Annotated in this window: 23 protein-coding genes; 5 read left to right on the top strand and 18 right to left on the bottom strand. The window is 37.6% G+C overall.

What is annotated here, in order from left to right; all coding sequences use genetic code 11:
• Positions 1 to 101: 101 nt before the first annotated feature.
• On the bottom strand, positions 102 to 944 hold the full coding sequence (thyA, locus tag C9E89_RS02015) for a thymidylate synthase (protein WP_107006776.1): 843 nt from the start codon (positions 942 to 944) through the stop codon (positions 102 to 104).
• A 156-nt stretch (positions 945 to 1,100) separates the two neighbouring features.
• Here thyA and C9E89_RS02010 point away from each other — a divergent pair, with 156 nt between their 5' ends.
• Both C9E89_RS02010 and C9E89_RS02005 read left to right on the top strand, forming a co-directional pair.
• Positions 1,101 to 1,901 carry a YwqG family protein gene (locus tag C9E89_RS02010; protein WP_107006775.1) on the top strand — a complete coding sequence of 267 codons (801 nt, stop codon included), beginning with the start codon at positions 1,101 to 1,103 and terminating at the stop codon, positions 1,899 to 1,901.
• A gap of 306 nt (positions 1,902 to 2,207) precedes the next feature.
• A complete protein-coding gene (locus C9E89_RS02005) occupies positions 2,208 to 2,750 on the top strand; it encodes a CHAP domain-containing protein (RefSeq protein WP_107006774.1) in 543 nt (180 codons plus the stop codon).
• Positions 2,751 to 2,813: 63 nt separating this feature from the next.
• Here the strand turns inward: C9E89_RS02005 and C9E89_RS02000 are convergent, their stop codons facing one another.
• Both C9E89_RS02000 and C9E89_RS01995 read right to left on the bottom strand, forming a co-directional pair.
• A complete protein-coding gene (locus C9E89_RS02000; RefSeq protein ID WP_107006773.1) occupies positions 2,814 to 3,188 on the bottom strand; it encodes a hypothetical protein in 375 nt (124 codons plus the stop codon).
• Positions 3,189 to 3,190: 2 nt separating this feature from the next.
• A complete protein-coding gene (locus C9E89_RS01995) occupies positions 3,191 to 3,574 on the bottom strand; it encodes a hypothetical protein (RefSeq protein ID WP_107006772.1) in 384 nt (127 codons plus the stop codon).
• Between the two features lie 101 nt (positions 3,575 to 3,675).
• Here C9E89_RS01995 and C9E89_RS01990 point away from each other — a divergent pair, with 101 nt between their 5' ends.
• The gene (locus C9E89_RS01990) at positions 3,676 to 4,506 is read left to right on the top strand and encodes a YwqG family protein (RefSeq protein ID WP_107006771.1); all 831 of its coding nucleotides are present in this window, start codon (positions 3,676 to 3,678) and stop codon (positions 4,504 to 4,506) included.
• A 62-nt stretch (positions 4,507 to 4,568) separates the two neighbouring features.
• Here C9E89_RS01990 and lgt read toward each other — a convergent pair whose 3' ends face one another.
• Positions 4,569 to 5,387: a prolipoprotein diacylglyceryl transferase gene (gene lgt, locus C9E89_RS01985; protein WP_107006770.1), complete on the bottom strand. Its 819-nt coding sequence runs from the start codon at positions 5,385 to 5,387 to the stop codon at positions 4,569 to 4,571.
• A gap of 105 nt (positions 5,388 to 5,492) precedes the next feature.
• Here lgt and C9E89_RS01980 point away from each other — a divergent pair, with 105 nt between their 5' ends.
• A complete protein-coding gene (locus tag C9E89_RS01980) occupies positions 5,493 to 6,257 on the top strand; it encodes an NRDE family protein (protein ID WP_107006769.1) in 765 nt (254 codons plus the stop codon).
• 85 nt (positions 6,258 to 6,342) lie between these two features.
• Here the strand turns inward: C9E89_RS01980 and C9E89_RS01975 are convergent, their stop codons facing one another.
• From C9E89_RS01975 to tatA, 4 genes are all read right to left on the bottom strand, one after another.
• Positions 6,343 to 8,538: a PhoX family protein gene (locus C9E89_RS01975; RefSeq protein ID WP_107006768.1), complete on the bottom strand. Its 2,196-nt coding sequence runs from the start codon at positions 8,536 to 8,538 to the stop codon at positions 6,343 to 6,345.
• 153 nt (positions 8,539 to 8,691) lie between these two features.
• Complete coding sequence (gene tatC / locus C9E89_RS01970) at positions 8,692 to 9,471, bottom strand: twin-arginine translocase subunit TatC (protein ID WP_107006767.1); 780 nt, start codon at positions 9,469 to 9,471, stop codon at positions 8,692 to 8,694.
• Positions 9,468 to 9,932, bottom strand: coding sequence for a Sec-independent protein translocase protein TatB (gene tatB / locus C9E89_RS01965; protein ID WP_107006766.1), 465 nt, complete (start codon positions 9,930 to 9,932; stop codon positions 9,468 to 9,470). Before tatB ends, tatC begins: the two co-directional genes overlap by 4 nt.
• Positions 9,933 to 9,950: 18 nt before the next feature.
• Positions 9,951 to 10,172 (bottom strand): Sec-independent protein translocase subunit TatA, encoded by a 222-nt coding sequence (tatA, locus tag C9E89_RS01960; RefSeq protein WP_107006765.1) that lies wholly within the window; start codon positions 10,170 to 10,172, stop codon positions 9,951 to 9,953.
• Positions 10,173 to 10,335: 163 nt separating this feature from the next.
• Here tatA and C9E89_RS01955 point away from each other — a divergent pair, with 163 nt between their 5' ends.
• Positions 10,336 to 11,211, top strand: a complete 876-nt coding sequence (locus C9E89_RS01955; RefSeq protein WP_107006931.1) for an AEC family transporter — start codon at positions 10,336 to 10,338, stop codon at positions 11,209 to 11,211.
• Between the two features lie 110 nt (positions 11,212 to 11,321).
• Here C9E89_RS01955 and rdgB read toward each other — a convergent pair whose 3' ends face one another.
• From rdgB to C9E89_RS01905, 10 genes are all read right to left on the bottom strand, one after another.
• Positions 11,322 to 11,948 (bottom strand): RdgB/HAM1 family non-canonical purine NTP pyrophosphatase, encoded by a 627-nt coding sequence (gene rdgB / locus C9E89_RS01950; protein WP_107006764.1) that lies wholly within the window; start codon positions 11,946 to 11,948, stop codon positions 11,322 to 11,324.
• A gap of 163 nt (positions 11,949 to 12,111) precedes the next feature.
• Positions 12,112 to 13,287, bottom strand: a complete 1,176-nt coding sequence (locus tag C9E89_RS01945; RefSeq protein ID WP_107006763.1) for a zinc-binding dehydrogenase — start codon at positions 13,285 to 13,287, stop codon at positions 12,112 to 12,114.
• 223 nt (positions 13,288 to 13,510) lie between these two features.
• Complete coding sequence (locus tag C9E89_RS01940; RefSeq protein ID WP_107006762.1) at positions 13,511 to 14,104, bottom strand: tetratricopeptide repeat protein; 594 nt, start codon at positions 14,102 to 14,104, stop codon at positions 13,511 to 13,513.
• The gene (gene metW / locus C9E89_RS01935; protein ID WP_107006761.1) at positions 14,101 to 14,694 is read right to left on the bottom strand and encodes a methionine biosynthesis protein MetW; all 594 of its coding nucleotides are present in this window, start codon (positions 14,692 to 14,694) and stop codon (positions 14,101 to 14,103) included. Before metW ends, C9E89_RS01940 begins: the two co-directional genes overlap by 4 nt.
• Entirely contained in the window at positions 14,694 to 15,854 is a 1,161-nt protein-coding gene (metX, locus tag C9E89_RS01930) for a homoserine O-succinyltransferase MetX (protein WP_107006760.1), read from the bottom strand. The genes metW and metX overlap by 1 nt, the downstream gene beginning before the upstream one ends.
• A 380-nt stretch (positions 15,855 to 16,234) precedes the next feature.
• Complete coding sequence (gene leuA / locus C9E89_RS01925; RefSeq protein ID WP_107006759.1) at positions 16,235 to 17,932, bottom strand: 2-isopropylmalate synthase; 1,698 nt, start codon at positions 17,930 to 17,932, stop codon at positions 16,235 to 16,237.
• Between the two features lie 279 nt (positions 17,933 to 18,211).
• The gene (locus C9E89_RS01920) at positions 18,212 to 19,315 is read right to left on the bottom strand and encodes an alpha-hydroxy acid oxidase (protein WP_107006758.1); all 1,104 of its coding nucleotides are present in this window, start codon (positions 19,313 to 19,315) and stop codon (positions 18,212 to 18,214) included.
• Positions 19,312 to 19,995, bottom strand: a complete 684-nt coding sequence (locus C9E89_RS01915; RefSeq protein WP_107006757.1) for a Fe2+-dependent dioxygenase — start codon at positions 19,993 to 19,995, stop codon at positions 19,312 to 19,314. The genes C9E89_RS01920 and C9E89_RS01915 overlap by 4 nt, the downstream gene beginning before the upstream one ends.
• A gap of 81 nt (positions 19,996 to 20,076) precedes the next feature.
• Positions 20,077 to 22,392, bottom strand: coding sequence for a catecholate siderophore receptor Fiu (locus tag C9E89_RS01910; protein WP_107006756.1), 2,316 nt, complete (start codon positions 22,390 to 22,392; stop codon positions 20,077 to 20,079).
• A 368-nt stretch (positions 22,393 to 22,760) separates the two neighbouring features.
• Entirely contained in the window at positions 22,761 to 24,992 is a 2,232-nt protein-coding gene (locus tag C9E89_RS01905; RefSeq protein ID WP_107006755.1) for a TonB-dependent receptor, read from the bottom strand.
• Between the last annotated feature and the right edge of the window lie 89 nt (positions 24,993 to 25,081).

The raw sequence follows: 25,081 nt of genomic DNA, 5'->3' as shown, positions 1-25,081 counted from the left end.
TGAGCTCATTTTTTTTAATTCCTCTCTACCTCTCCTTTTAAAGAGAGGCGAATATTTGAAAGGAGGAATTTAGGGGCTTTATTGAAAGTGGTTTTGTAAAATTAAACCGCAACAGGGGCTTTAATCGCAGGATGTGATTCATAACCTACAATTTCAATATCTTCAAATTTAAAATCAAAAATATCTGTGATCTCAGGGTTTAATTTAAGCTGACAAAGTGCTAAAGGTTGACGTGTTAATTGCAATTGAGCTTGTTCAAAATGGTTTGCATATAAATGTGTGTCACCACCTGTCCAAACAAAATCACCCACAGCTAGACCACATACTTGTGCAATCATGTGCGTCAGTAAGGCATAACTTGCAATATTAAAAGGTACACCTAAAAATACGTCTGCACTACGTTGATAAAGCTGACAAGATAATTTTCCATCTTGTACAAAAAACTGAAATAAGGTGTGACAAGGTGGTAATGCAACTTGACCTGCTTCTTGCGGGTTCCAACCTGAAACAATCAAACGACGTGAGTTTGGATTGGTCTTAATTTCATTAATGAGCCATTGAATTTGATCGAAACCATCATGTTCATATAAGCCGTTTTCCAGTTTTGTTGCACCAAAATTACGCCATTGATGACCATATACAGGTCCAAGCTCGCCTTCTGGACGACCAAAACGTGCAGTTTGTTCAGCCGTAGACCATTCATCCCAGATACTGACTTTATTGTCTTTTAAATACTGAACGTTGGTGTCACCTTTTAAAAACCATAAGAGTTCTATCACGATTGAACGGAAGTGAACTTTTTTGGTGGTTAGAAGAGGAAAACCTTTGGACAAATCAAAACGCATTTGATGACCAAATACAGAACGAGTTCCTGTGCCTGTACGGTCGCCTTTATCGCCACCATTGTCGAGGATATGTTGTAGAAGGTCTAAATACGCTTTCATATTAATTCCAAATTAGGCTCATCATGTCCGTTTTGAAGTGACGTAATCACGACATTTCATGACGTTTAACTTTGAGCGTGTCATATTTTTACTGAACTTCTCAGTTTATACTAAACACTGATTTATTTTAACTAGAGATAACAAGAGAGAAGAAAGATGCAAGTCAACTGGAATGAACTTTCTGAATTTATTCAGCAATATAAAGCACAAATTTTAGCAACAAAAAAGTCAGCAATCGAGTTAAATTTGTCCCCTGCACAGACGTTATCATTGTGGCAAAGCAAAGTAGGTGGTGAGCCTTATTTACCTTTAACGGCTAAATATCCACACAACGCCGAAGAGCGACCTTTGGTACTTTTAGCACAGATCAATTTTGCTGAACTTCCTCAAAATGAGCTCTATCCAAGTACAGGAATTTTACAGTTTTTTATTGATATTGAAGATGATTTATGGGGTTTAGATTTTGACGAACCACAAAAGCAAAATAACTTTCGGGTCATTTACTATGATCAAGTGATTGAAGATACAACGCAGTTGCTACAAGCATTTCCTACACAAGATTTAGATCATGATATGAACCCTGTAACAGGGCAATATGCTGTGCAATTTGTTGCGTCAGAACGTTATATTTCTATGGGAGATCATGAATTTGCTGAGAAAATTTTTGATCCTTATGAAATGGAAGATGATGCCGCAGAAGACATCTATGATGAATATGATGATGCATTTTCAGCAAGTGGGCATCATTTAGGCGGCTATCCATATTTCACGCAAGATGATCCTCGAAGCACGAGTCGTTTTAAGGACTATATTTTACTCTTTCAACTGGACAGTTCTGGGCAACAAGATGTTGAAATTTTATGGGGTGATTGTGGTGTTGCCAATTTCTTTATTCACCCCGATGACTTAAAGAAAAGAGATTTTTCTAAAGTACTTTATAACTGGGATTGTTCTTAAAATTAGATCATCTGATGAAATAAAAGACCCATTCGATAGAATGGGTTTTTTGTGATAGGCTTCACGTTATTAATCTATTGCATAAAAAATTATAAATATATAATTAAAAGTGATATTGATTTTTTATTTTAAAAATAAACCAAGAAAGAGCAACTTAAAAGATTCTCATTTACAATCACAAATTTTATTACATTTACGTTAAACAAATTTTAAGAATGTATGCTTAGTATTGCAACTTCGTAATTTATGGTAGCGGTACTTTGGTATGGTAAGACAGAGTTTAGTGAGTCAGTTTGGGGTTGAGCAATGATTGTTGATTTAAATACTCAACCTGTACAAGACGTCAATAGCGTATCTGTTAGTCAATACATTTTTCAAAATGAAAATGGATCTTTTTACCCAAAACAGGACTTTAATCCAACAGCGATTATTCAACAAAATAAATTAAAACAAGCCCAAGCCAATAATTTTTCTTTAACGAATGCTTTTCAAATTGATATTGATAAATTTATCAATAAATTAGATAGTATTTCAGCACGTACAAGCTCAGCACGTTGTGCACGTAGTATTCGTATTGCATTACAAACAGCAGGTGCAAAGTTTATTGATCATCCCATTGCAGCAGCAGATTGGGGCGAGACTTTAGAAGAAATTGGTTATAAACAAATACAACCTTCTTTTGATGCTCCACAAGAAGGAGATATTTATATTATTGACCGTACCCGTAAACATCGTTATGGGCATATTGCAGGTTATACAGGTTCAGAATGGGTTTCTGACTTTAAACAACGTAGTTATGATGTTTATAAAGATAGTAATGTCACTTATAAATACTATCGCTTAGGTTGATTTGTCTTCTATGTGTCAAAAAGCAGACGATTAAAAAGGAAGCTTGAGCAAAAACCTTCCTTTTTAATCTGAGCGTTTACTGCGGTTTTGATAATTTGAAATCAGCACAAGTCCAAGCATCATAAAGCCTAAAGCTTGAATGGCTAAATAGACAAAATTCGATTGTTTTAAAAACCAGTAAATGATCGTGATTTGAATAAAAATAGGGAGATAAACTGCTGCAATTTTCATCCATTTTTTCTGAGGATTTTGTGCTGTCTGTTGACTTGCAGCCCGATACAGCACATGTAATGCCATACCTAAAACTAAACCAATACCTACAAAAATTGGGCTGAGTTTTTCAATGTTAGAGCAATAAAAAATCACAATACAGAGCATGATGCTGACGATCAGCTTAACTTGACGAGTACAGCGTTCTGAATACCAAAAATCTAACATGATTAAGAGACTTTTTTCGTGTTGTTTTGATGAAGTAAAGACAAAGGTGAAAATAAACAAACAGCCAATGCCATAAATCCGATGCCTTGTGCTCCCGGAATTAAAATTTCACCTTGTGTCATATTTTTAAAAATCAACGCCAATAAGAGTGCGATGGGTACCCATGTCAAAATACGATATACAATTCCAGTTGGTTTTTTTGCTGCAAAATGGAGTTTGCAGTAACGACAAATCAGGAAGATCACACCTGTTGCGACAAACATTAAAATCGCGCTATATGCTAAGGGTTGCATGCGATATAACAAGATGGTTGCAATGGCAATCGCAATGAAGATAAATATCTTTTTGAAGATAGGTGTTTGTGGATCAAACCAAAATTCAAGCATAATGTTGGTATATATTCAAAGGATGCTTGCAGTATAAATGAACTTGTTGAAAAGATGAGTTTTAGTTACATAGTCATGCAAAATAAGATGGGAACATAATAATGTCAAAAATAACGCAATTGCCAGAACAGTTTTTTCCCTTCATCAAAACTATCGAATCTACCTTACAAACCTGTGTTGAATTTGATCGGGAGTTAAAAAGTCATGTGGATTTATGGCAAAGTAATTTAGGTATGTCGCCTTATTTTCCTTTAGAGGGTGAATATCCTTGCTCTAAGCTGAGCAATGAACCTTTGCAATTTTTAGCACAAATCAATTTTGCTGAAATGCCGCATTTAACTGATTTTCCTGAACAAGGAATTTTACAGTTTTATTTGAATATGAAAGAGTGGGATTTGGGAATGGATGAAAGCCTTGAACACATCCAATTTAATCATCGTGTGCTGTATTTTCCTGAAGTAAAAGAAGATGAAACTTTACTCAAAACTCGTGAAACATTGAAAAAAATTTATGAAATTTCTGAGGGTGAGCAGCAATTATGGGTTGAAGAATGTGGTTTAACTTTTAAAAAAGTTCAGCAATATATGACATTTCATGATTATCGTTTTGCACCCCTCATATTTGGGCGTGAGCAAGTTGCTTTAAGCCGAGATTATGATGATCTAATGTGGGCTTATACCGAATATGAAAAACCGTATACAGAACAATTTCAGTGTGAAGGTGGACATCGTATCGGAGGATATGCAAATTATCTACACTCTACAGATAACCGAACTGAATTTGGAATTGAAGACTATGTGTTGTTAATGCAGTTAGATACAGATGAGGGTTTGGAGTGGTCTGATGGTGGTGTTGCGCAGTGGTATATTGCCCTCCAAGATTTGAAAAAAAGAGATTTTTCTAAAGTTGTTTTTTTGTGGGCATGTCATTGAGTTAATTGAGAGCTTAAAAATAAAAAAGCGGATGAGTGATCATCCGCTTTGACAGGGTTTAATTAGGTATTTTTATGCGGTCCCCAATCGAAAATTTTCTTTTGATAAGCATACCAAATCATCCATAAACCAATCAAAATCATTGGGAAAGATAAAATTTGACCTTTGGTCATCCAACCAAATAAGATATAGCCTTGATCTGCATCAGGTTCGCGGAAGAACTCCATAAAGAAGCGAGCACAGCCATAACCCATCAAAAATATTGCAGATACTGCATAACGTGGACGTGGTTTTGCACTATAAAACCAAAGAATAAGAAATAATAATAAGCCTTCGCACAGTGCTTGATAAATTTGTGAAGGATGGCGTATTAAGTGTAATGGATCAGTTGGGAAAATCATACCTAAAGCAAAGTTTGGATCGGACACTTGACGACCATAAAGTTCACCGCCAATAAAGTTACCAATACGACCAAACATTAAACCTGTAGGGACACAAGGTGCAATAAAATCTAAAGTTTCAAACCATGTTTTCTTATATTTATGGCACCATAAAAGCATGGCGATCATGACACCTAAGAAGCCACCATGAAAGCTCATTCCACCTGTCCAAACTTTAAATAACCAGATTGGATCTGCAAGGAACTTACTAAACTCATAAAATAGGACATAACCAATACGTCCACCCAATACCACACCCAAAGCACCATAAAATACAAGATCTGAAACCATTTCCGAATTCCAGTTTGTACGTTGTTTAGCACGATAAGTTGCAAGCCCCCAAGCACATAAAAATGCCAGAAGATACATGATCCCATACCAATGCACTTGGAGTGGTCCCAGTGATATTGCAACTGGGTCTATATTTGGGTAGGTCAGCATCGCTCTTCCTTTGTATTCTGTTTTGCACAGATTTTATCTGAAAGACATGAAAAATGTTGTACATTCAATGTGTAAACTTAAAGTAATAAGCTATGGAATAAAAATATGTGTATTGTGGCTTTAGCATGGCAAGTCTTGGAAGATGTACCACTGTGTTTAATTTCAAATCGAGATGAGTTTTATCATCGACCCGCATCGCAATTACATGTCTGGGAAAATAGCCCAATTATTGCAGGGCAGGATTTACAATCTGGGGGCACATGGATGGGGGTAACAGCACAGGGTCGCTGGGCAATTGTCACCAACTTCAGAGAAGGGCAAGATAAAAATTCATATCCAACTTCCAGAGGACATTTGATTCAGTCTTTTTTAGAATCTGAACAAACACCTATTCGTTTTGCACAACAACTTGAAGAAAAACAAAGAGACTATGCAGGGTTTAATTTATTTTTAGGTGATCGAGAACAGGCAGTATATTTAAGTAATCGTGGTGAAGCACCGCAAGTTTTAGCCAAAGGTGTGTTTGTTGTTTCTAATGGATTGATGTCTGAAGATTGGGAAAAGACCAAACATTTACGTAAACGTTTTACGCAAGAATTTTTACCGATGTTACAACTGCCATCTATACCTGAACAGGATTTAGAACACACAGCTTGGGATATTTTAGAAGATGAACGTAAAGTGATTGTTGATTTATTGCCTGAAACAGGAATCAATCAAGAGATGGAGCATTTATTGTCATCAACTTTTATTCAAAGTCCTGTTTATGGCACACGATGTTCAAATTTTTTAAGAATAAGTCAGTCAGAAATTGCTTGGTTTGAGAAAACTCAGCAGGGTGAGCATGCGGGAGAGGTGATTAAAATTTAGCTTTTTTATAAAAATGAAATGATAAAAAATCCACAAATGTTAAGAAACATTTGTGGATCATTGTTATACGATAAATAAGGTTGAATTAACCTGCAATCGTACCGCCATCTTTACGGGTGATGACAACCGTTGCTGAACGCGGACGTGCTGTTTTGTTACTGCTATCTTTTTGCGTAGCTGGCCAATGACTCGTTGGCTTGTCATAACTTTCAGAGTCTTCACCTGGATGTTGTACATTAATAAAGATTGCTTTGTGGTCAGGTGTCATCGTAACACCTGTGATCTCACATTCTGTTGGACCTGTGAGGAAACGACGTAGATTATCATCCGTCATTTTTGCACCAACAATGGTTTCTTGTCCTGTAGAGCTTTTTGCTTTGGTACCATCACCGACTTTACCTGGTAGAGCTGCAAGCATCATACAGTTGGTAACGTCAGTATAAGCGCCATCATCTGTTTGAATCCAAAGCACACCGCGTGGGTCAAACCACATACCATCTGGAGAAGACAAGTCATTATTGTCATTTAAGCCAGAAAGGTTGATATTGCTTGCCATTTTCGCTTCAGCACCAAAGAGATAAATATCCCATTTGAATGTGGTAGCAGTTGTAGTGTCACCATCTTCATGGAAGCGAATAATATGACCATTCACATTACCTTTACCACCCTCAGGATCTTCATAGTTACGAGGGTTAGCGGCATCTGTTGGATAGGCTGTACCACGATTTGAGTTATTGGTTAAAGTCACATAGACTTCGCCATTTTCAGGGTTTACAGCAACCCATTCAGGGCGATCCATTTTTGTTGCACCGACTGCATCACCTGCAAGACGAGCAAAAGTTGTGACTTCTGCTTGTGATTTAAATGGATAAACTGTACTTGATGCATTTAAACCATTTTTACCATAAGCCAATTCAATCCATTGACCTGTACCATCACTATTGAACTTAGCAACATAAAGTTTGCCTGAGTTCATGTATTTATCACCTGCTTTATAGCCACCATTGATATCTTTTGCAGACCATTTTGCATCAGATACAAATTTATAGATGTATTCGCCACGTGAGTCATCGCCCATATAGAACGCTAAATTGTCATCTTCACGTAAACGACTTGCACGGCAGTCTTCATGCGCAAAACGACCTAAAGATGTACGTTTTACAGGATTTTGGCGACCATCAAATGGGTCAATTTCAACGATCCAACCAAAAGTATTGGCACTGTTACGGTAGTCTTGTGCAGCAGAAGCACCTGTAACTGACGAGTTCCAGCGGTCGTATAAGTCTTGGCTTTCAACTTTGCCAAGCGCTGTTTCCCATTGGTAACGTGAGCTTGCACCATCTTTTAAACCATAACGTTTTAAAGCAATGATTTCTTCTGGTGTACGTTTTTCATCATCACCTTTGTTACGGATAAAGTAACCAATATAGTTTTCTTCAGTCGTTAAATAGGTGCCCCAAGGTGTATAACCATTACCACAGTTATTATGGGTACCACGTGTTTGCTTGCCCGCTGGTGAATACTTGGTGGTGACTAAAGCTGAGTTTGCAACAACACCTGCAAAATCCATCACTGTTGATGCTGTAATACGACGGTTAAAGAGTGAATTTTTAACAATTTCAACTTTTTGTGTCGTTTTATCTTTTTTCAACTCAATGATTGAAACACCATGAGCATTCATTTCACGAATCACTTCATCTTCAGGGCGGCGACCATCAGCGGTTTTCGTTGGACCTTTAGGGTGTAAAAATGTCGGATTGATATATTCATGGTTCATCACCAACAAGCCATTTTCAGATGCTTTTGGATCATAGTTTTTATTTGTTGTATTTAAACCAAAATAACTCATACCATCATGGCAGTCACCTGAGCGATACTGGAAACTTGGACCAGAAGGCACAGCATTATCATTCCATTCTGCATAAGCAGGGTTAATCGAGTCACCCATTGCATAGAGTACAGTTGCTTCATAACCTTCAGGTACAGTCACAATATCATTGAGGTTTTTAGCAACAGGTTTAAAGGTTAATTTTTCAGGTTTTTTATTTGGGTCTGTTGGTTCAGGAGTTGGTGTTGGTGGAGTGACATTATTTGATGAGTCTTTGTCATTACCACAACCAGTCAAAGTTGACGCTAAAGCCAGAGCTGCTGCACCACTTGCAGTTTTTGCAATTAAGCTACGACGAGTAATATGTTGTTCTAAAATATCACGAAAATGTATATTGTCTGAAGTGTTATTATCAAGTTCTTGATCTTCATGATATGGCGTCAGCTCGGTCATAGAAGTATTCCCTAAAGTTAATTGATGGTTCTCAAAAGTTGTTATTAACTTAGATAATAAATATGACGAAGCTTTGACAATAAGGTGACAGTCTGGTGAAGATAAAAAGTCAAAATGATGAAAATCACAATATAAGTCAAATAAAGAGCAACTTTATGTTGTTGCTCGTCTTTTTTCGATGACTTTGCCAAAAAATAAACCGAGTTCAAAGAGTAACCACATTGGAATAGCAAGCATAATCATTGAAATAGCATCGGGTGGCGTAATAAACATAGAGACAAAAAAACAGCCCACAATAATATAGCGACGTTTTTCGACAAGGTCTTGAGTTGAAACCACACCAATTAAAATCAGCAGTAAAGTGATAATCGGAATTTCAAAAGTTAAGCCAAAGACTAAAAATAGCTTTAAACAGAATGTCAGATAACTATTAATATCTGTCATGGGTGCTACTGTTTCAGGCGATACACTAATAAAAAAATGTAAAATCGAGGGCAAAGCCACAAAATATGCAAAAGCAATTCCTGCATAAAACAGGCTAATGCTACCAATGAGCAAGGGCAGTGCTAAACTTTTTTCTTTGGCATACAGCGCAGGTTTAACAAACGACCAAATTTGATAAATAATAAAAGGCATTGCCAACATTAAAGCAATGAAAAAATTCAACTTAAATGGTGCCATAAATGTTGCGGTGACATCTGTGGCAATCATGGTTGATGTTGCAGGCAGTTGTGCTCTTAAAGGCTCAGATAACGCAACGTAAGTTTTATTGGCAAAGGGAAGTAAACAAAAAAATAAAAGAATTAACAATGCCATGATTTTAAATAAATGACGTCTTAAAACGATCAAATGTTTAGTAATCGGCATGGACTCTAATTCAGGCTGAGGGTTAGGTTCAGGTGATTGAATTTGAGGGCTAAAAGAGCTGTTCATACTGCAACCTTTAAGATAGACGGCTCAAAAACTGGAGTTTCAAGTCGCTGAATGGGGTGTACGACAAACTTTAATTGTTTAAGCCAAACCTCTGAGATATAAGGGCTTGGAATAGATGTTTTGACCAATTCATACGTACACATCAAACTTTTATTGTCTGTCATTGCTGTATGTTTTTGTTTTTCTTCAGCGGCTATAGATTGTTGTTGTAACTCTTGCATTTGAGTTTGCATTTTTTGCTCAAGTTCTTCAATACGTTTCATCTCGAGCTGCATTTGTTCTCGTAGTTCTGAGAGACGAAGTTCACGATCAATGTCATTTTGAACATTACTTACAGTACGTTTTATTTTGGAGTACCATTTTCCTGCAAAGCGTGCAGCCACAGGAAGCTTTTCAGGTCCTAAAACCAATAAAGCAATGATGCCAAAAACCAGTAATTCAGAAAAACCCACATCGAGCATGACTAATCTCTCCGTGTGTTAGTGCTTTACTGTAGAATTCACATCACTGGTATTTTGATGTTCTAAAGTACGAGGTTCAGCAATTGCTGCTTTGGTAGCATCATCATCTTTGATTGATTTTTTAAAATCTTTTACTGCACCACCTACATCTTTGCCTAAGTTTTTAAGTTTAGATGTACCAAACAATAAAATGACCACAATTGCAAAAATCAGTACGTGCCAAATCGATAATCCAGCCATGATAAAATCTCCTCTTTTATTACAGCCTATCTCAACAGGTATCTATGACAAAAAGGTGACGTCTATATTTCAATTTAAAGACAATGTGCAGTCTTGATATTTTCAAAGCTATGTAAAGCTTGTACGTGTTAATATTTTAGGAAATTATTTTAGGTGAATGCGTGTGTCGGCTTTATTACCGCTTTTAGGATTTTTTAGTGGCTTAATTTTGGCAAACAGTTCATTTTCTCCTCAGCTTAGAGCTGTTTTTTCTGCTTTTTTATCACGTTTATTTATTCCTATTGTGATTATTTACAATATGGTTTTTTATCAAGCTGGCAGTTTAAGTTTGATGCTTTTTAGTTTTTTCTCTGCCATTTTATTATTTTTTATTTATTTTCTGCTGTCTAAGGATCGTTTACAGGCACTATGTTTTAGCTATACCAATATGGCTTGGCTAGGTTTTCCGATCGCGATTGCTTTATTTGGTGAAGAAATAAGTTCAGCAATGATTGCAATTTATGTAGGTGGCTCAATTTTTGGTAATGTTTGGGCAGTTGCTTCTGTGAGTACGACACCTTTGGCTTTAGGGGATATGTTCAAAAAAGTTTTAAAATCTCCTCCTGTTGTGGCTTTATTACTTGCAGCTTTATTTCGTGTTCTACAGTTACAGACGTTAGAAGATCATCAATGGATTGAGGCTATTTATCAGTTTTCTAAGTGGGGAATGGTTTTTACAGGAATGTCTGTTTTAGGCATGTGGTTACGTAAAACAAAAGTTCATTGGGTTGATTTGATTTATAGCTTTAAAATTGCATTATTAAAAGTTTTTTGTGGCTTGGTTTTTTGTAGCTTTGCTTATTATTTTTTAGCGATTGCAAATATTCACGAATATATTGGTGTGATGTTTTTATTATTTTGCTTGCCTCCTGCTGCTAATATTGTTGCTTTGGAAACACATTATCAAGGCACTGGTGTTTCAGCTAAATATATTGCTTCAGGAACGATTGTCAGTTGTGTGATCTGTGTGTTGTATGGCGCAGTGGTGCATTTATCGTAGTTGTAGTCATTCAAATCATCGTAAATCTTTTTTTGATCATAGATTTGAATCCTCCCTTTGCGGAATAAGTCCCTCACCTTTAAAAAAGAAGAGGGACTTCTTATAGGAACTTATTTTTCCAAACTTGCTTTAAACAATTGCATTGCTTGCCCACGATGACTGATTTTATTTTTTTCTTCTTTACTCATTTCAGCGCTTGAAATACCTAGTTCAGGCAACAAAAACAGTGGATCATAACCAAAACCATTTTCACCACGTGCTTGTTCTAAGACTTCACCTGCCCAAATCCCTTGGAAAATTTGTGGAAGTGGGTCATCAGCATGTTGTACCAAAGCCAATACACAAACGAACATACCATCAATTGGTTGACCATCTTTGCGCAAAGGTTTTAGGTCAGCTAATAGTTTTGCATTATTGGCAGCATCATCACCATGTTCACCTGCATAACGTGCAGAATAGATGCCAGGAGCACCACCAAGAACAGGAACGCAAATGCCTGAATCATCTGCAATCGCAGGTTTGCCAGAAATACGGCTAGCATGACGTGCTTTGATGATGGCATTTTCAATAAAGCTTAAACCATCTTCTATGGCATCTTCGATATTAAGTTTCCCTTGAGGAATCACTTCGACTGGTAGTTTTAACTCAGCAAACATTTTTTCAAATTCAGCAATTTTTCCTTTGTTATTACTTGCGAGTACTAGTGTTCCTTGGGATAACCAATCTTGTGCAGACATTGCAATTGCTCTGATTTTGAATATTGGTGGGTATTTTAACTGATTATGTACATCATTTGAGAAGATGAGTTTTATCAGTTTAATTTAATCGAGATTATTTTAATTTTATTCCCCAATAAAAAAAGCACCCGAAGATGCTTTGATTAAAGAGATTTAAAATAAGTTATCTTTTTATCATCGTAATATCTGTTCCAACTTTCTTTGGATCAATTAAAATTTTGGCATGTTGCTCAGGATCACGTAGTGCAGAAAAAGCATTCGTTACGCCATCCAAGCCAACAATTCCCGTAATGAGTGGAGAACAATCAATTTTACCCTCTGCAATCATATGTAAGGCATCACGAAACTCTAAAGGGGTATAACCTAAAACAAATTGCATTTCGATTTCTTTATTGATCGCAAGTGCAGGTTCAATGCGATCACTTTGCATACATACACCCACACCAATAATTTTGGAAAATAATGGTGCACCATCAATGATTTGTTGCAGAATTCCTGGTACACCGACACATTCAAAAATGACTGCACGTTTTGGCAATGCACCCAATTTATCTGCAACTCGCCATGCATGCCACCAAGGCATTCCAGTGGCTTGAATTTTGTCAAAAAGACTTAAACCATAATTGAGTGCATCGGCAGCATTGCCCAATAAACCCAGTTCTTTCCAGTTTTCGAAAGGGGAGTTGCTTGCAGGATTAATGACACTGTCAGCACCACAGCGCTCAGCCAACTTTCTACGATTAGCAGAGAAATCACTGGCAATGACTTTTTTAACACCTGCTGCTTTTAGCATTAAAATAATGCCAAGCCCAACAGGACCACAGCCAATGACAATCGCAGGTTCATTGGTTTTGATCCGACTACGTCGAACGGCATGTAAAGCAACTGCCATAGGTTCAGTCATTGTTGCACTATCAACATCTAAACCATTTGGTACTTCAAACATCAGGCTAGATTGAACTAGAACTTGTTCTGCATAGCCACCTGAAGCATTGGGTGAAAGCCCTGTAGATTGGTAGCCTAAATCATCAAACTTTAATAAAGGCATCGCACAGACTAAGGTATCTTTTTTGAATTTTTTACGTGTCTTGGGACCATAATCCATGATTTTTCCACAAAATTCATGTCCCATAACAAATTGATCAGCATTCTTGGCGATACCTTGAAACCCAACTTTTGCTGCAAGATTATGCATATGGTCGCAGTTATGCTGCATATGTAAGTCACTACCGCAGATCCCGCACCGAACAACTTCAAGTAGCACTTGACCTTTTAAGGGTACAAGTTCAGCCAGTTTTTCTATTCTTAATTCAGCATTTTGGCAAACTACAGATTTCATGAAATCTTCCCTGTTTTTATTTGACTCTTGTTGATCATTGCAGTTCTAGTCGTATAAAAATATGGCTGTGATCGTGGTTATAAGCTGTAAAGATGCCAGTAATTTTTTTGTATTAAATTAGCTGAATTAAAATCTCTTAAATTGTCATTATTATCTTTATATTCTCAAAGGATAAAAAAAGCACCTTATGGTGCTTCCTTATATAATTAATAGTAAATAAAACTTATTGAGTTTGAATCCAACGATCAGCACGGTCACGCGCAGTACGGATTTGTTCAGGTGTTAAGTTTGCAGCTAAAGCTGTTTTTTTAGTTTCAGACATATTAATGACTTTATTGTCTAACATGCCATCACGCGTTGAAAGTTCATACCATTGATAAGCACCAATGTAATTTTTCTTTTGTTCTTCCATCACTGCCAAATTAAAGCTAGCACGGTTATCACCATGACTTGCAGCTTTCTCAAAATATTGGCGTGCTGCTGTTTCGTTTTTAGATACCCCGAGACCATCAGCATACATACGACCTACATTTAACTGAGCCGCAGAAATACCTTGGTCAGCCGCAGATTTAAACAAACTAAAAGCATGTTTTAAATCTTTTGCAACACCTGTACCTGATTGATAACGTGTAGCTAAATAGAACTGAGCAGCAGCTTGTCCTGACTTAGCCGCTTTTTCTAAATCAGCAACGTTCATTTGTGCATATTGTGCTGCTAATGCAGACGTTGATTTTTGTTGTTGAGGAATATAGTCCGCATGGGCTTGAAAACTGAGCAGCCCAAAAAATAGGGTACTGCCTAATAAGATTTTCTTCATATAGCGCTCACTCTATAGATCGCGACTTCGCCAAACAAGTTTGGTACAGCTTTACTTAAAAAGCTGCCTTGTTGATTCCCATTTACAGCGAGTCGATCAATAATTTTAATCTGATTTTCTGCACACAGTGCTTCGAAATCACGGAAGGTGCATAAGTGGATATTGGGGGTATTGTACCACATATACGGTAATGCATCAGAAACAGGCATCATCCCTTTAAGCGCAAGAAAAGAGCGAGTCTTCCAATGTGCAAAATTAGGAAAAGTAATAATGGCTTGTTTCCCCACACGCACCATATCGCGTAATAACACATCAGGTGCATCTACAGCTTGTAAAGCTTGTGCCATAACCACATAGTCAAAAGACTGGTCTGCAAAGCGTTCCAAACCGAGGTTCAAGTCTTGTTGTATAATATTTAACCCTTTGCTTACGGCAATTGCAATCTTTTCTTGATCAATTTCTAATCCATAAGCGCGAATTTGATGTTTTTTGCTCATTTGTGACAATAATTCGCCATCACCACAACCCAAATCGAGCACACTTGCCCCAGGGCTGATCCATTTTTCAGCAAGTTGTTGGTCAATACGCATTAGATTGCCTCCTTCGGTGTGGTTTTAAGGTGTTCTTCGCCACCTAAAAATGCACGTAAGGACTTAACGTACAGCGGAATAGGGAATAGAAATGAATCATGACCTTGTTCAGCATCAATATCTAAATAGCTGACAGGTTTATGATTGGTAATTAAGGCATCGACAATTTCTTGCGAACGCTGAGGGCTGAAGCGCCAGTCTGTGGTAAATGACACCACCATGAAACGACATTGAGTATTTGATAATGCTTTGGTCAGAGAGTGTTCATATTCACGGGATGGATCAAAATAATCTAAAGCTTTGGTCATGATTAAATAGGTATTAGCGTCAAAGTTACGACTGAATTGCTCACCTTGATAACGCAAATAGCTTTCGACTTGGAATTCAACATCAAAGCCATACATAAATTTGCCAGATTTTAAATCACGACCAAATTTTTGCTTCATGGCTTCTTCAGACAAATAGGTAATGTGACCCACCATACGCGCTAAAATTAAGCCACGTTTTGGATAGCTGTCTTGTTCTAGATAACGACCATGATGAAAGTCTGGATCAGATAAAATGGACTGACGTGCCACTTCGTTAAAGGCAATATTTTGTGCTGAAAGCTTGGGTGCTGAAGCAATAATCACACAATTTTTCAAACGATCAGGATAATCCACCGACCATTGCAATGCCTGCATCCCACCCAACGAACCGCCAATAATAGCGTACCAAACATCGATCCCTAAACGGTCAGACAGCATAGTTTGAGTTTTTACCCAATCACGCACAGTCACCAAAGGAAAGTCTGGACCATAAGGACGATTTTCATTTTCAGGGTTGGGTGAGATTGGTCCTGTTGAACCACTACATCCGCCAATATTATTGAGTGCCACCACAAAGAATTTTGAAGTATCAATGGCTTTTCCTGGTCCAATACAGGCATCCCACCAACCCGCTTTTTTATCATCTTCATGATGATAGCCTGCGGCATGATGATGACCTGAAAGCGCATGACAGATTAAAATCGCATTGGATTTGTCTGCATTGAGCGTACCGTAGGTTTCCATCATGATTTCAAAACGTGGCAGTACTCGACCACATTCAAGTTCTAAAGGTTCTTCAAATTCAAACTTTTGCGGAGTAACAAGCCCCACAGAATCAGCTGGAAAAGACACAGGAAATGTTCGCCTTAAATTTTGAGGAATAGATAACTTTCATTAACCATTTTTTGATCAGAAAATGGCAGATTTTGATCATTTGAACTTCGCACTATTTCGCAAAAAAGTTCCCTCTCCTTGTAGAAGAGGATCAGGGTGAGGTCACCATCAGAGATGTATCCTCATCCTCATCTTCTCCACTACGTTTTGTATTTCAACAAAGCAGTGCTTTGTTTTGCTCAGAGAAAAAGGACTTTTATGACGATTTTAATAGCACTTTTGACTTAAAAAGCTGTTCGTTTTTTGATGTGTGAAAGTACTCTATTCAATAAATACATAAAAGAAAGGATACCACTTGGGGCATCCTTTCTAAAGTCTTTTATTTGCAAAGCAACTGTTTAAACAGCAGCAGCGATCACCTGATCTGTGCTTAATACGCCTTGATCAATCAAACGGTTGGTCGCGGCAATAATTGCTTCAATAGAAGAGGTGACAATATTGTCATGCACACCTGCGCCAAATGCGGATTTGCCTGTACCTTGAACCTGAAGTTCAATCAATGCCAAAGCTTTTGCATGCGCACCAGCACTGATGCTGCGTTCTTCATAGTTTAAGACATCAATCGGCAATTGAAGCGCATTTAAAATGGCTGAAATTGGACCGTTACCTTCACCACGCAAATGCTGAGTTTCACCATTGACTACCACATCAAGTTCAATCACTTGATTGCCATTTTCATCAGACAAACGATAGTTTTTTGCTGAATAATGTGCATCTTTTGCCGCAACATAAGTATCTTTAAACAAAGTCCAGATTTGTTGTGCAGAGACTTCTACACCTTCATCGTCAGCAACTTGTTGTACCACTTGTGAAAATTCAACTTGTAAACGACGTGGCAAAACCACGTTGTAGTTGGATTCTAATAAGTAAGCGATACCGCCTTTACCTGATTGTGAGTTGACACGAATCACCGCATCATAGTCACGACCTAAATCTTTCGGGTCGATTGGCAAGTAAGGCATATCCCAGATTTCTTGATCTTTTTGGAACTCAAAACCTTTTTTAATTGCATCTTGGTGTGAACCTGAGAACGCAGTAAAGACTAAGTCACCTGCATACGGATGACGTGGGTGTACAGGCAAACCTGTACATTCTTCAACAGTGGCAATGATTTCGTTGATGTTCGAGAAATCCAATTCAGGTGCAACACCTTGGGTGTACATGTTCAAGGCAATCGCTGCAACGTCGACGTTACCTGTACGTTCACCATTACCAAACACACAGCCTTCAACACGGTCAGCACCTGCCATGATTGCCAATTCAGAAGCGGCAATACCACAACCACGGTCATTGTGACAGTGAACAGAAATGATCACGCCATCACGACGTTGCAAGTTGCGGTGCATCCATTCGATTTGGTCGGCATAGACATGAGGACCTGAAACTTCAACCGTTGCAGGCAAGTTCAAAATCACTTTATTGTCAGGAGATGCTTCCCAGATTTCAGTGACAGCATCACACACATCTTTGGCAACTTCTAATTCTGTTGCGGTAAAACATTCAGGGCTGTATTGGAAAATAAAATCTGTTTCAGGCTGTTTTGCTGCATATTCTTTGACTTTGGTTGCAGCATTGATCGCCAATTGTTTTGCACCTTCAACATCTACATTCAAGACTTTCTGACGGAAGGTTGGAGAGTTTGAGTTGTAGATATGCACAATGGCACGTTTTGCACCTTGTAAAGATTCAAAGGTACGCTGAATCAAATGATCACGTGCTTGAACCAAAACTTCGATATACACATCTTCAGGAATATGATTTTCTTCGATCAATTTACGGGTGAAGTCAAAGTCCACCTGAGATGCGGAAGGGAAGCCAATTTCAATATGTTTAAAGCCAATTTTCACCAACATTTGGAACATTTTAAATTTTTGTTCAATGTTCATCGGCTCAAAAATTGCTTGGTTACCATCACGTAGGTCGGTACTCATCCAGATTGGTGCTTTATTGATTTCTTTATCTGGCCATTGACGGTCAGGCAAGTCTACACGTTGATACATGCGACGGTATTTTTTACTTGGATCAGCCAACATCATGAGGTAACTCCTTGTGTAGTTGTCGTTGCTCGTTTCTTGGATAAAGGCAACTTACTACAAATATAGATTGTGTCTATGCATTCTATTTACAAGTCGTTTTTGGAGTATATTCGCCTAAAGTGGCATTAAATTATGTGTGGATGTAACACGACATAAAGTCAGCCTTTGACGCTTGTAAATGGATTAACTTAAGACTAATTCTAAAACAGAGCTTCTGGAAATATTTTCCTTAATTTGCATCAATTTATAACAATAAGAAAAATATTTTCATAAAAACATCTATTTTTGAGAAATATAATCTTTATTAATCTCAGGGATGGTAGATGTTCCCATTAAAGCCATCGTAATCTCAAATTCTTCCTTTAAAATTTTAATGACATGCGCTACACCTAAAGCCCCTGCTACAGCCAAACCATAAATATAGGGGCGTCCAATGAGTATTGCAGATGCACCCATTGCTAAAGCCTTAAATACATCTGTACCACGCCGAATGCCACCATCAAGTAACAGTGGAAATTCATTTGGCACAATCGCTTTAATGTTTTGTAAAGCATGCAAGGGGCAAATGGTGGTATCTAAAACCCGTCCGCCATGATTGGAAATAATTAACCCTTTGACACCTATTTCCACTGCTTTTTTTGCATCCAATGGATGTAACACACCTTTTAAAATCACAGGTAAATCAGTGTTGGCAATAACAAATTCGATATCTGCCCATTTCGGTGCAATCTGCATTAAACCTTCAAAAACAGGATGTTGATCTGCTCTGAGTTCAGGTAGGGGAATATGCGTTGGTGTATGTGGATGTTGCATACCTTCAGGCAGTTGAAAATGTACACGACGTTCACGGTCGCGAATGCCTGTATGTGGTGAATCTACTGTAATCACAATCGCTTTAAAGTTGTGTTGTTCTGCAAGACGTACCAAAGCCAATGATTTTTCACGATCACCTTGCCAATATAACTGAAACCATTTCAATGGATTTTCTTTTTTTAACTGACGCATGTCGGTATTGGTAAAGGTACTGAGTAATATGTTACTGCCTAGAACTTCAGCAGCAAGTGCAGTTGCTGCTTCTGCTTCAGGATGGAATTGTTGTTGGTGCCCAATCGGTGCTAGAAAAATCGGATGTGGAAATGTTTGCCCTAAAATTTCAACTTGAGTTGAACCTTGAGTCAGATCATTAAGCAATCTTGGTACGAGTTGAATTTCATCAAACTGACTTAAATTGTTGCGGACACTTTTTTCATCCATGGCACCACCTTGTAAGTAGTGCCAAGTATTTTCAGGCAAATGTAATTCAGCCTGTTGTTCATAATCTGCAATGGTTTGCAAATGAGGAGGAATTTGTGTGAGCGCTGTTAATGGTGGTTTGTTGATCATAACTCGCCCCATTGACGTAATAGGTTATGATAATGGTTGGTTAAACTTAACACTTCTTCTGAATCACCAAGCTGTTGGCGTAGTTTAATGATGGTCATATCTAGGTTAAACATCGTATTACGTTGCCAATCATCTTTGATCATGCTTTGCATCCATGTAAATGCAGCTAATCTTTTTCCTGAAGTCACAGGTTCGACACGGTGTAAACTTGTTGCAGGGTAGAGAATAGCATCGCCTGCATCCAGTTTAACTTCGTGTGTTCCATAATGATCTTCAATGACTAATTCACCGCCTTCATACTCTTCAGGATTTGATAAAAATAAAGTAAGAGATACATCTGTACGAATAAGTTGCCCTGTGTCTGAACATGTTTGGATCGCGTTATCAACATGATTGCCATAATTGCCTGCGTCTTGGTAGCAGTTAATTAAAGGTCTTAAAATATGTTTAGGCAGTGCTGCGGATTGAATTAATAATTGTTGTTTTAATGCCTGTAAAATGGCATTTGAAATATCTCGGTATTGCTCAGTATTCACATCAAGTTGTAGATTATTTTTTATTTTTTGGGCTTGTGCACCTGCGCTATGACGACCATTTTTCCAGTGTTCTGTACTGTCTAAATACTGGCGGATTTCTGCGACTTGGGCAGCATTCAAAACTTGAGGAATATGCAACAACATGGGTTCTAAGACATCCTTTAAAAAATAAAAAGTCGTGCATGACTAGCATACACGACATTTGTTGCTCAAAAGAAAGAGGAATTAAAACTTATAGTTTAAACTTAAAGTTGCAGAGCGAGGTTGACCTAAAACCATACGACTACCGCCATTATTTAAGGTGCTGATATATTCTTTATCAGCAAGATTATAAATATTTAAGTTTACAGAAGCGTGTTTGTTAAAGGTATAACCAGCCAGCGCATCAAAGACAATATAGTCAGGAATACTTGGCATTGTAGCAGGTACAGTACTGTCAGTAATGACACGCTTTTGTTCATCTACATAACGAGCACCTAGACCAACTTTGAAGCCTGCATAGTCATAAGTTGTCCAAAGTGATGCAGTCCATTCAGGTGACCAACGTACCAAATTGGTTTTTGTAATCGCACCTGTTGTTGCATTAACACTGAGTTGATTTTCTTGTTCTGTTTTCATGTGGGCAACACCCGCAGAAATGTTCCATGCATCAGTGATTTTGCCTACAGCACTTAATTCAATACCTTTTACTGTGGTTTTACCTTCTTGAATGGACTCAAGTGTGACTGCATCTTGAGTAAATTGATTTTCATTTTCTGTGTAGTAGGCAGCAGCACTGACTGCTAATTTATCATTGAGTAAATCCCATTTTGTACCAACTTCATAATGATGTGTTTCTTGTGGTTTTGCAGCAGAGCTATTGATCCCTTCATCAGACAAAGTAAAGTTTGCACTACCTGGTGGCGTTAATGATTTGGCATAAGACGCATAGATACTGCTTTTTTCAGTTGGCTTAAATAACCCACCGAGTTTCCAACTGATTAAAGTGTCATGTGCACCTAATAATGTTGGTTTTTTGGTGACGGCTAAAGTTTTAGCGTCAGTTGAAACAGTAAGCGAGTCAAAGTCGGTATCATAATAGTCAATGCGAACACCGCCATTTAACTGTAGACGACCTTCTAAAAATTTAAGTGTGTCAAATAAATAAGCAGCGGCGGTATTGGTTTCACCGTGACTATATCCACCATTGTAAAGTGGATTGGCTAAGACTTGATTGCGGTCAGGATTGTACATGTTGGCAGTAATCACAGGGTTGGCTTGCCCCGGAATTTGCGCTGACATTGTCTTAGCATTTTGTTGCTCTTGTAAGAGTTCTAAGCCTGCAACGAAATTGTGCTCAATGATGCCTGTTTGAGTGTTAAAATTTAAGGTTGTGGTATTTGCTAAAATTTTATTTTCCTGATCAACACCTTGACGAGAACGTGTGATTAACCAACTATTTGGATCTTCTGCTTTGGTTAAATCGGTGATCACTAAACTATTGATACCTGTTAAAACACGCTTCATTTCAGTTTTGCCAAAACGTGAAATATTGGTCAGTTTTAAATTATCTGCTAAATCACTCTCTATTTTTGCAGTAATCATGTTGGCATTAACATCTTCATGATCATCGACATGACCATAAAAATTTTCACGATCTACAGGAGAGGCAGCATTCACGGCTTTATTTAATGCATCTCTAAATGCACTTGGAAGTTTTTCATCTGTATTGTTGTAATAAAAACCTTGCATGCCAATTGTTGGAATACCACCATCAGGAATATTACGTTGCTGTACATGTTGTGAATATAAATAAAAACGTGTGTCTGTGTCTAAACCAAAAGCAATCGATGGAGCAATGGCATAACTATTGTTTTCAATATAATCACGACCTTCGATTCCACCTTGTTGCCCCATCACATTAAGACGTACAGCGGTGTTTTCATTGATGGCTTGATTGAGATCAGCCGCTAAACGACCATGTTCAGCAGTGTTAAAACTTGCACTTACTTGACGATCATTTTTTAGCGTTGGTAGTTTTGAAACTAAGTTGATATAACCCGAAGCCGCACCACGACCAGCTTCTGCACCTGAAGGACCTTTTACAACTTCAATTTGATCAAGGTTAAAAATATCGCGGCTAATAGCGCCTAGGTCACGAATACCATCAATATATGTTGAGGTTTGTGTAGAAAAACCGCGCATTTGAAAGGTATCACCAGCACTTGTATTGCCATTTTCACCCATTTGTAAGGTAATACCAGGCGTATTTCTGAGTGCTTCAACCAAAGAACTCGCACCTTGTTCTTGTAATAACTCTTTTTTAATGATTGAAATCGTTTGTGGTGTATCAATGATAGGTTGTGTGTATTTAGGCGAGCTTACTTCATTGGCTTTATAGTTTTCTGAACTTTTATTGGCTTGAGCAGTTGCTTCAATTTGGGGTAACTGTACGACCGAGTTTTCATTAAAAGTTTCAGCTTGAGCTAAAAAAGGCAATGATGCAGCTAAAGCAACAAGAGGTGTTGTTGTTTTGTGTTTACGGCTTTGAATACGTGCCATTTGAAAATTCCTACAAAAGTCGAAGTCCAGTTTTGATCTGCATAGATGCCTAAAAGAGGAAATGTGCAGTAAAAGTGTAGCTATTGTTAAAGCATGTAACTATTTACCGCGAATAATATTGATAATGATTATTGATAACAATAGCCATTAAGTAGAATTTCACAAAAAAAGCTCAGGAAAAAATGCTCATTTAGGTTGAATATATCTATTTAAACGATTGGTAAATAAATGAAATTATAAGAAAAATAAAATAATGATAATAAATGGAGGAAGGGTTTTTGATTTAAAAAACGTATAACAAAAACTTTAAAATCAACAAAAAAATAGCCTCTTAAAGAGGCTATTTAAAAAAACGTTATTCGTTGAACTTAGTATTTAAAGTTCACAGAAAGTACTGCATTACGACCATCTGCTTCTGTTGCATAGTGAGAAGCATAAGCTTTTGTGAAGTAGCGTTTGTCTGAAAGGTTATTTACATTGAGTTGTAAATCAACATTTTTGTTTACGTTATAACGTGCCATGGCATCGTAGCGAACATAACCTGCAACCCATTTAGTATTTGCTGCGTCGCCAAATACTTGATCAGCATAGAATGCACCTGCACCTACAGTGAATTGAGGTAAGACTTTGTATGTTGTCCAAAGTGTTGCACTATGTTCTGGTACATTTGGAAGTTGTTTGCCTTTTGCTGGATTATCAGCAGTACAAACACCTTGACGGTTACAAGATGGACCAGGATTTGTCATTTCACTGTCTAAATAAGAATAACCCGCAGTGATATCCCATTTATCTGTGATTTTACCATTTGCAGTTAACTCAACACCATCAACTTTGCTTTCACCACCGTTGGTATATGTGCCTGCATCAAGTTGAATACGTGTATTTTGCTTTTCTGTACGGAAAACTGCTGCGGTTAAATTGAGTTTATCATTAAATAAATCCCATTTTGTACCCAATTCAATGGTACGAGCTTCTTCTGGTTTTAAGTCCATATAAGCTTTACCAATGCTTTCAGAACCATCACCAGCATCGACACCTACAGGGTTAGCAGATGTTGCGTAGCTCGCATAAATTGAACCATTTTCAACAGGTTTAAAGGTTAAACCCGCTTGATAAGTGAAGAAATCTTTATCATTTTCGATTTTTTCACCTGTCGCATTTGTTACTTGTTCAGTATCAAATTTATCCCAACGTACACCTAAATCAAGCAACCATTGTGGAGTAAACTCAATATTGTCTAAGAAATAAACAGATGTATTTTTTGTTGTGGTCGTAGTGGTATTACGATTCGCTGTCGCTGTTCCTAACCATGGGTCATGAGGGTTTGGATTGGTGAGCGAAGTACACCATGCGTCATTATTTGCACAGTTGCTGTTAAAACCACCCGTAGTTGAATCTTTATAACCTGGATAAGTTGTTGAATAACTTCCTTTATCAGATTCTTGGTCAGAATATTCAGCACCCAAATTAAAGCGATGTTTAATTGTACCTGTGTTGAATTTACCTGTTAAAGAAAGTTGATCTGTGAAGATATCTGTATCTGTAATACGTGAGTTGATACGACGCCATACTTTATCATTTAGAACATTACCTTTTGAGTCATCAGGCTGTGTCCATAAATAATCATTTTTAGATTTACTATAAATAGCAGTATTTGAAAGCGTTAAATTATCTGTTAAATCATGTTCAACTTTTAATGTTGCAATATGATTTTCTTGCTTTTGGAAATCACGATCAAGTAAACCATAGTAAATGCCTTGTTTTACATTGACAGGTTTACCTGCAGTGGCTTTTTTATCTTTATCATACTGATATGGCACACCAGAATCAGGCGTATCATCAGATTTTAAATAATAGTAGCTAGCTGTAGTACGTGTTGGAGTATCTAAACCAAAAGTAATACTTGGTGCAATCCCGACACGTTTGTATTCAGCACCATCGGCTTGACCAGCTTTTTCATTATGGTGTCCCATCACAGCAACACGAGCAGCAATACCATTACCAAAGTCTTTATTACCATCAAGGGTAATACGTTGGTAATTGTCTGTACCGCCAGCTACAGAACCTTCTAAAGAATCGCCTTTTTTAGCGACTTTAGAAATCATGTTTACACTACCACCAACAGAGCCTGCACCACCTAGAGAAGATGAAGAGCCTTTCGTGATTTCAACTTGTTCAACAGCAAACATATCACGGTTTTGTGAAGTGGCATTACGCACACCATCGACATACATTGAACTTTCAGAGTTATAACCACGAATAATAGGGCGGTCACCATTTGGGTTGCCGCCTTCACCTGCACCTAAAGTAATCCCTGGTACTGTGCGCAGTGCATCTGCAAGTGTTGTTACTTGTGTATCTTCGATCAATTTTTTTGAAATAACAGAAACTGATTTTGGTGTGTCTAAAAGTGGTGCTACAAATTTGGAGTTAGCAGATTCATCGACTTTTAAGCTTTGTTGTTTTGTTGCGTGAGCTTGAGCATGAATAGTAGGTAGTTGTTGCACTTCTTCTTGGGCAATGGCAGTTGTTGCCATAACAGATAAAGAGGATGCAAGAGCCGAAACAACAACCTTTTTACGTGATTTGATAAATGACATGGAGACTCACTAGAGAGTAATGCAAATTTGTATGCGAATAATAATAATTCTTATTCTTTATCACTATTTTTTGTAATTGGTTTTAACAA

This window comes from Acinetobacter sichuanensis (assembly GCF_003024515.2).
GTDB classification, from domain to species: Bacteria; Pseudomonadota; Gammaproteobacteria; order Pseudomonadales; family Moraxellaceae; genus Acinetobacter; species Acinetobacter sichuanensis.
The sequence above is the reverse complement of the archived record's forward strand: the minus strand, read 5'-3'. Positions and strand labels throughout refer to the sequence as shown.

What these genes read in the sequence shown, in the direction of transcription:
- C9E89_RS02000 (WP_107006773.1), bottom strand. Translation starts at nt 3,188, where the DNA reads ATGTTAGATTTTTGGTATTCAGAACGCTGTACTCGTCAAGTTAAGCTG.
- C9E89_RS02010 (WP_107006775.1), top strand. Translation starts at nt 1,101, where the DNA reads ATGCAAGTCAACTGGAATGAACTTTCTGAATTTATTCAGCAATATAAA.
- C9E89_RS01980 (WP_107006769.1), top strand. Translation starts at nt 5,493, where the DNA reads ATGTGTATTGTGGCTTTAGCATGGCAAGTCTTGGAAGATGTACCACTG.
- leuA (WP_107006759.1), bottom strand. Translation starts at nt 17,932, where the DNA reads ATGATGTTGGCTGATCCAAGTAAAAAATACCGTCGCATGTATCAACGT.
- C9E89_RS01910 (WP_107006756.1), bottom strand. Translation starts at nt 22,392, where the DNA reads ATGGCACGTATTCAAAGCCGTAAACACAAAACAACAACACCTCTTGTT.
- C9E89_RS01990 (WP_107006771.1), top strand. Translation starts at nt 3,676, where the DNA reads ATGTCAAAAATAACGCAATTGCCAGAACAGTTTTTTCCCTTCATCAAA.
- C9E89_RS02005 (WP_107006774.1), top strand. Translation starts at nt 2,208, where the DNA reads ATGATTGTTGATTTAAATACTCAACCTGTACAAGACGTCAATAGCGTA.
- tatC (WP_107006767.1), bottom strand. Translation starts at nt 9,471, where the DNA reads ATGAACAGCTCTTTTAGCCCTCAAATTCAATCACCTGAACCTAACCCT.
- C9E89_RS01945 (WP_107006763.1), bottom strand. Translation starts at nt 13,287, where the DNA reads ATGAAATCTGTAGTTTGCCAAAATGCTGAATTAAGAATAGAAAAACTG.
- C9E89_RS01905 (WP_107006755.1), bottom strand. Translation starts at nt 24,992, where the DNA reads ATGTCATTTATCAAATCACGTAAAAAGGTTGTTGTTTCGGCTCTTGCA.
- C9E89_RS01995 (WP_107006772.1), bottom strand. Translation starts at nt 3,574, where the DNA reads ATGCTTGAATTTTGGTTTGATCCACAAACACCTATCTTCAAAAAGATA.
- lgt (WP_107006770.1), bottom strand. Translation starts at nt 5,387, where the DNA reads ATGCTGACCTACCCAAATATAGACCCAGTTGCAATATCACTGGGACCA.
- C9E89_RS01975 (WP_107006768.1), bottom strand. Translation starts at nt 8,538, where the DNA reads ATGACCGAGCTGACGCCATATCATGAAGATCAAGAACTTGATAATAAC.
- thyA (WP_107006776.1), bottom strand. Translation starts at nt 944, where the DNA reads ATGAAAGCGTATTTAGACCTTCTACAACATATCCTCGACAATGGTGGC.
- tatA (WP_107006765.1), bottom strand. Translation starts at nt 10,172, where the DNA reads ATGGCTGGATTATCGATTTGGCACGTACTGATTTTTGCAATTGTGGTC.
- C9E89_RS01920 (WP_107006758.1), bottom strand. Translation starts at nt 19,315, where the DNA reads ATGATCAACAAACCACCATTAACAGCGCTCACACAAATTCCTCCTCAT.
- metW (WP_107006761.1), bottom strand. Translation starts at nt 14,694, where the DNA reads ATGCGTATTGACCAACAACTTGCTGAAAAATGGATCAGCCCTGGGGCA.
- rdgB (WP_107006764.1), bottom strand. Translation starts at nt 11,948, where the DNA reads ATGTCTGCACAAGATTGGTTATCCCAAGGAACACTAGTACTCGCAAGT.
- C9E89_RS01940 (WP_107006762.1), bottom strand. Translation starts at nt 14,104, where the DNA reads ATGAAGAAAATCTTATTAGGCAGTACCCTATTTTTTGGGCTGCTCAGT.
- C9E89_RS01915 (WP_107006757.1), bottom strand. Translation starts at nt 19,995, where the DNA reads ATGTTGTTGCATATTCCTCAAGTTTTGAATGCTGCCCAAGTCGCAGAA.
- tatB (WP_107006766.1), bottom strand. Translation starts at nt 9,932, where the DNA reads ATGCTCGATGTGGGTTTTTCTGAATTACTGGTTTTTGGCATCATTGCT.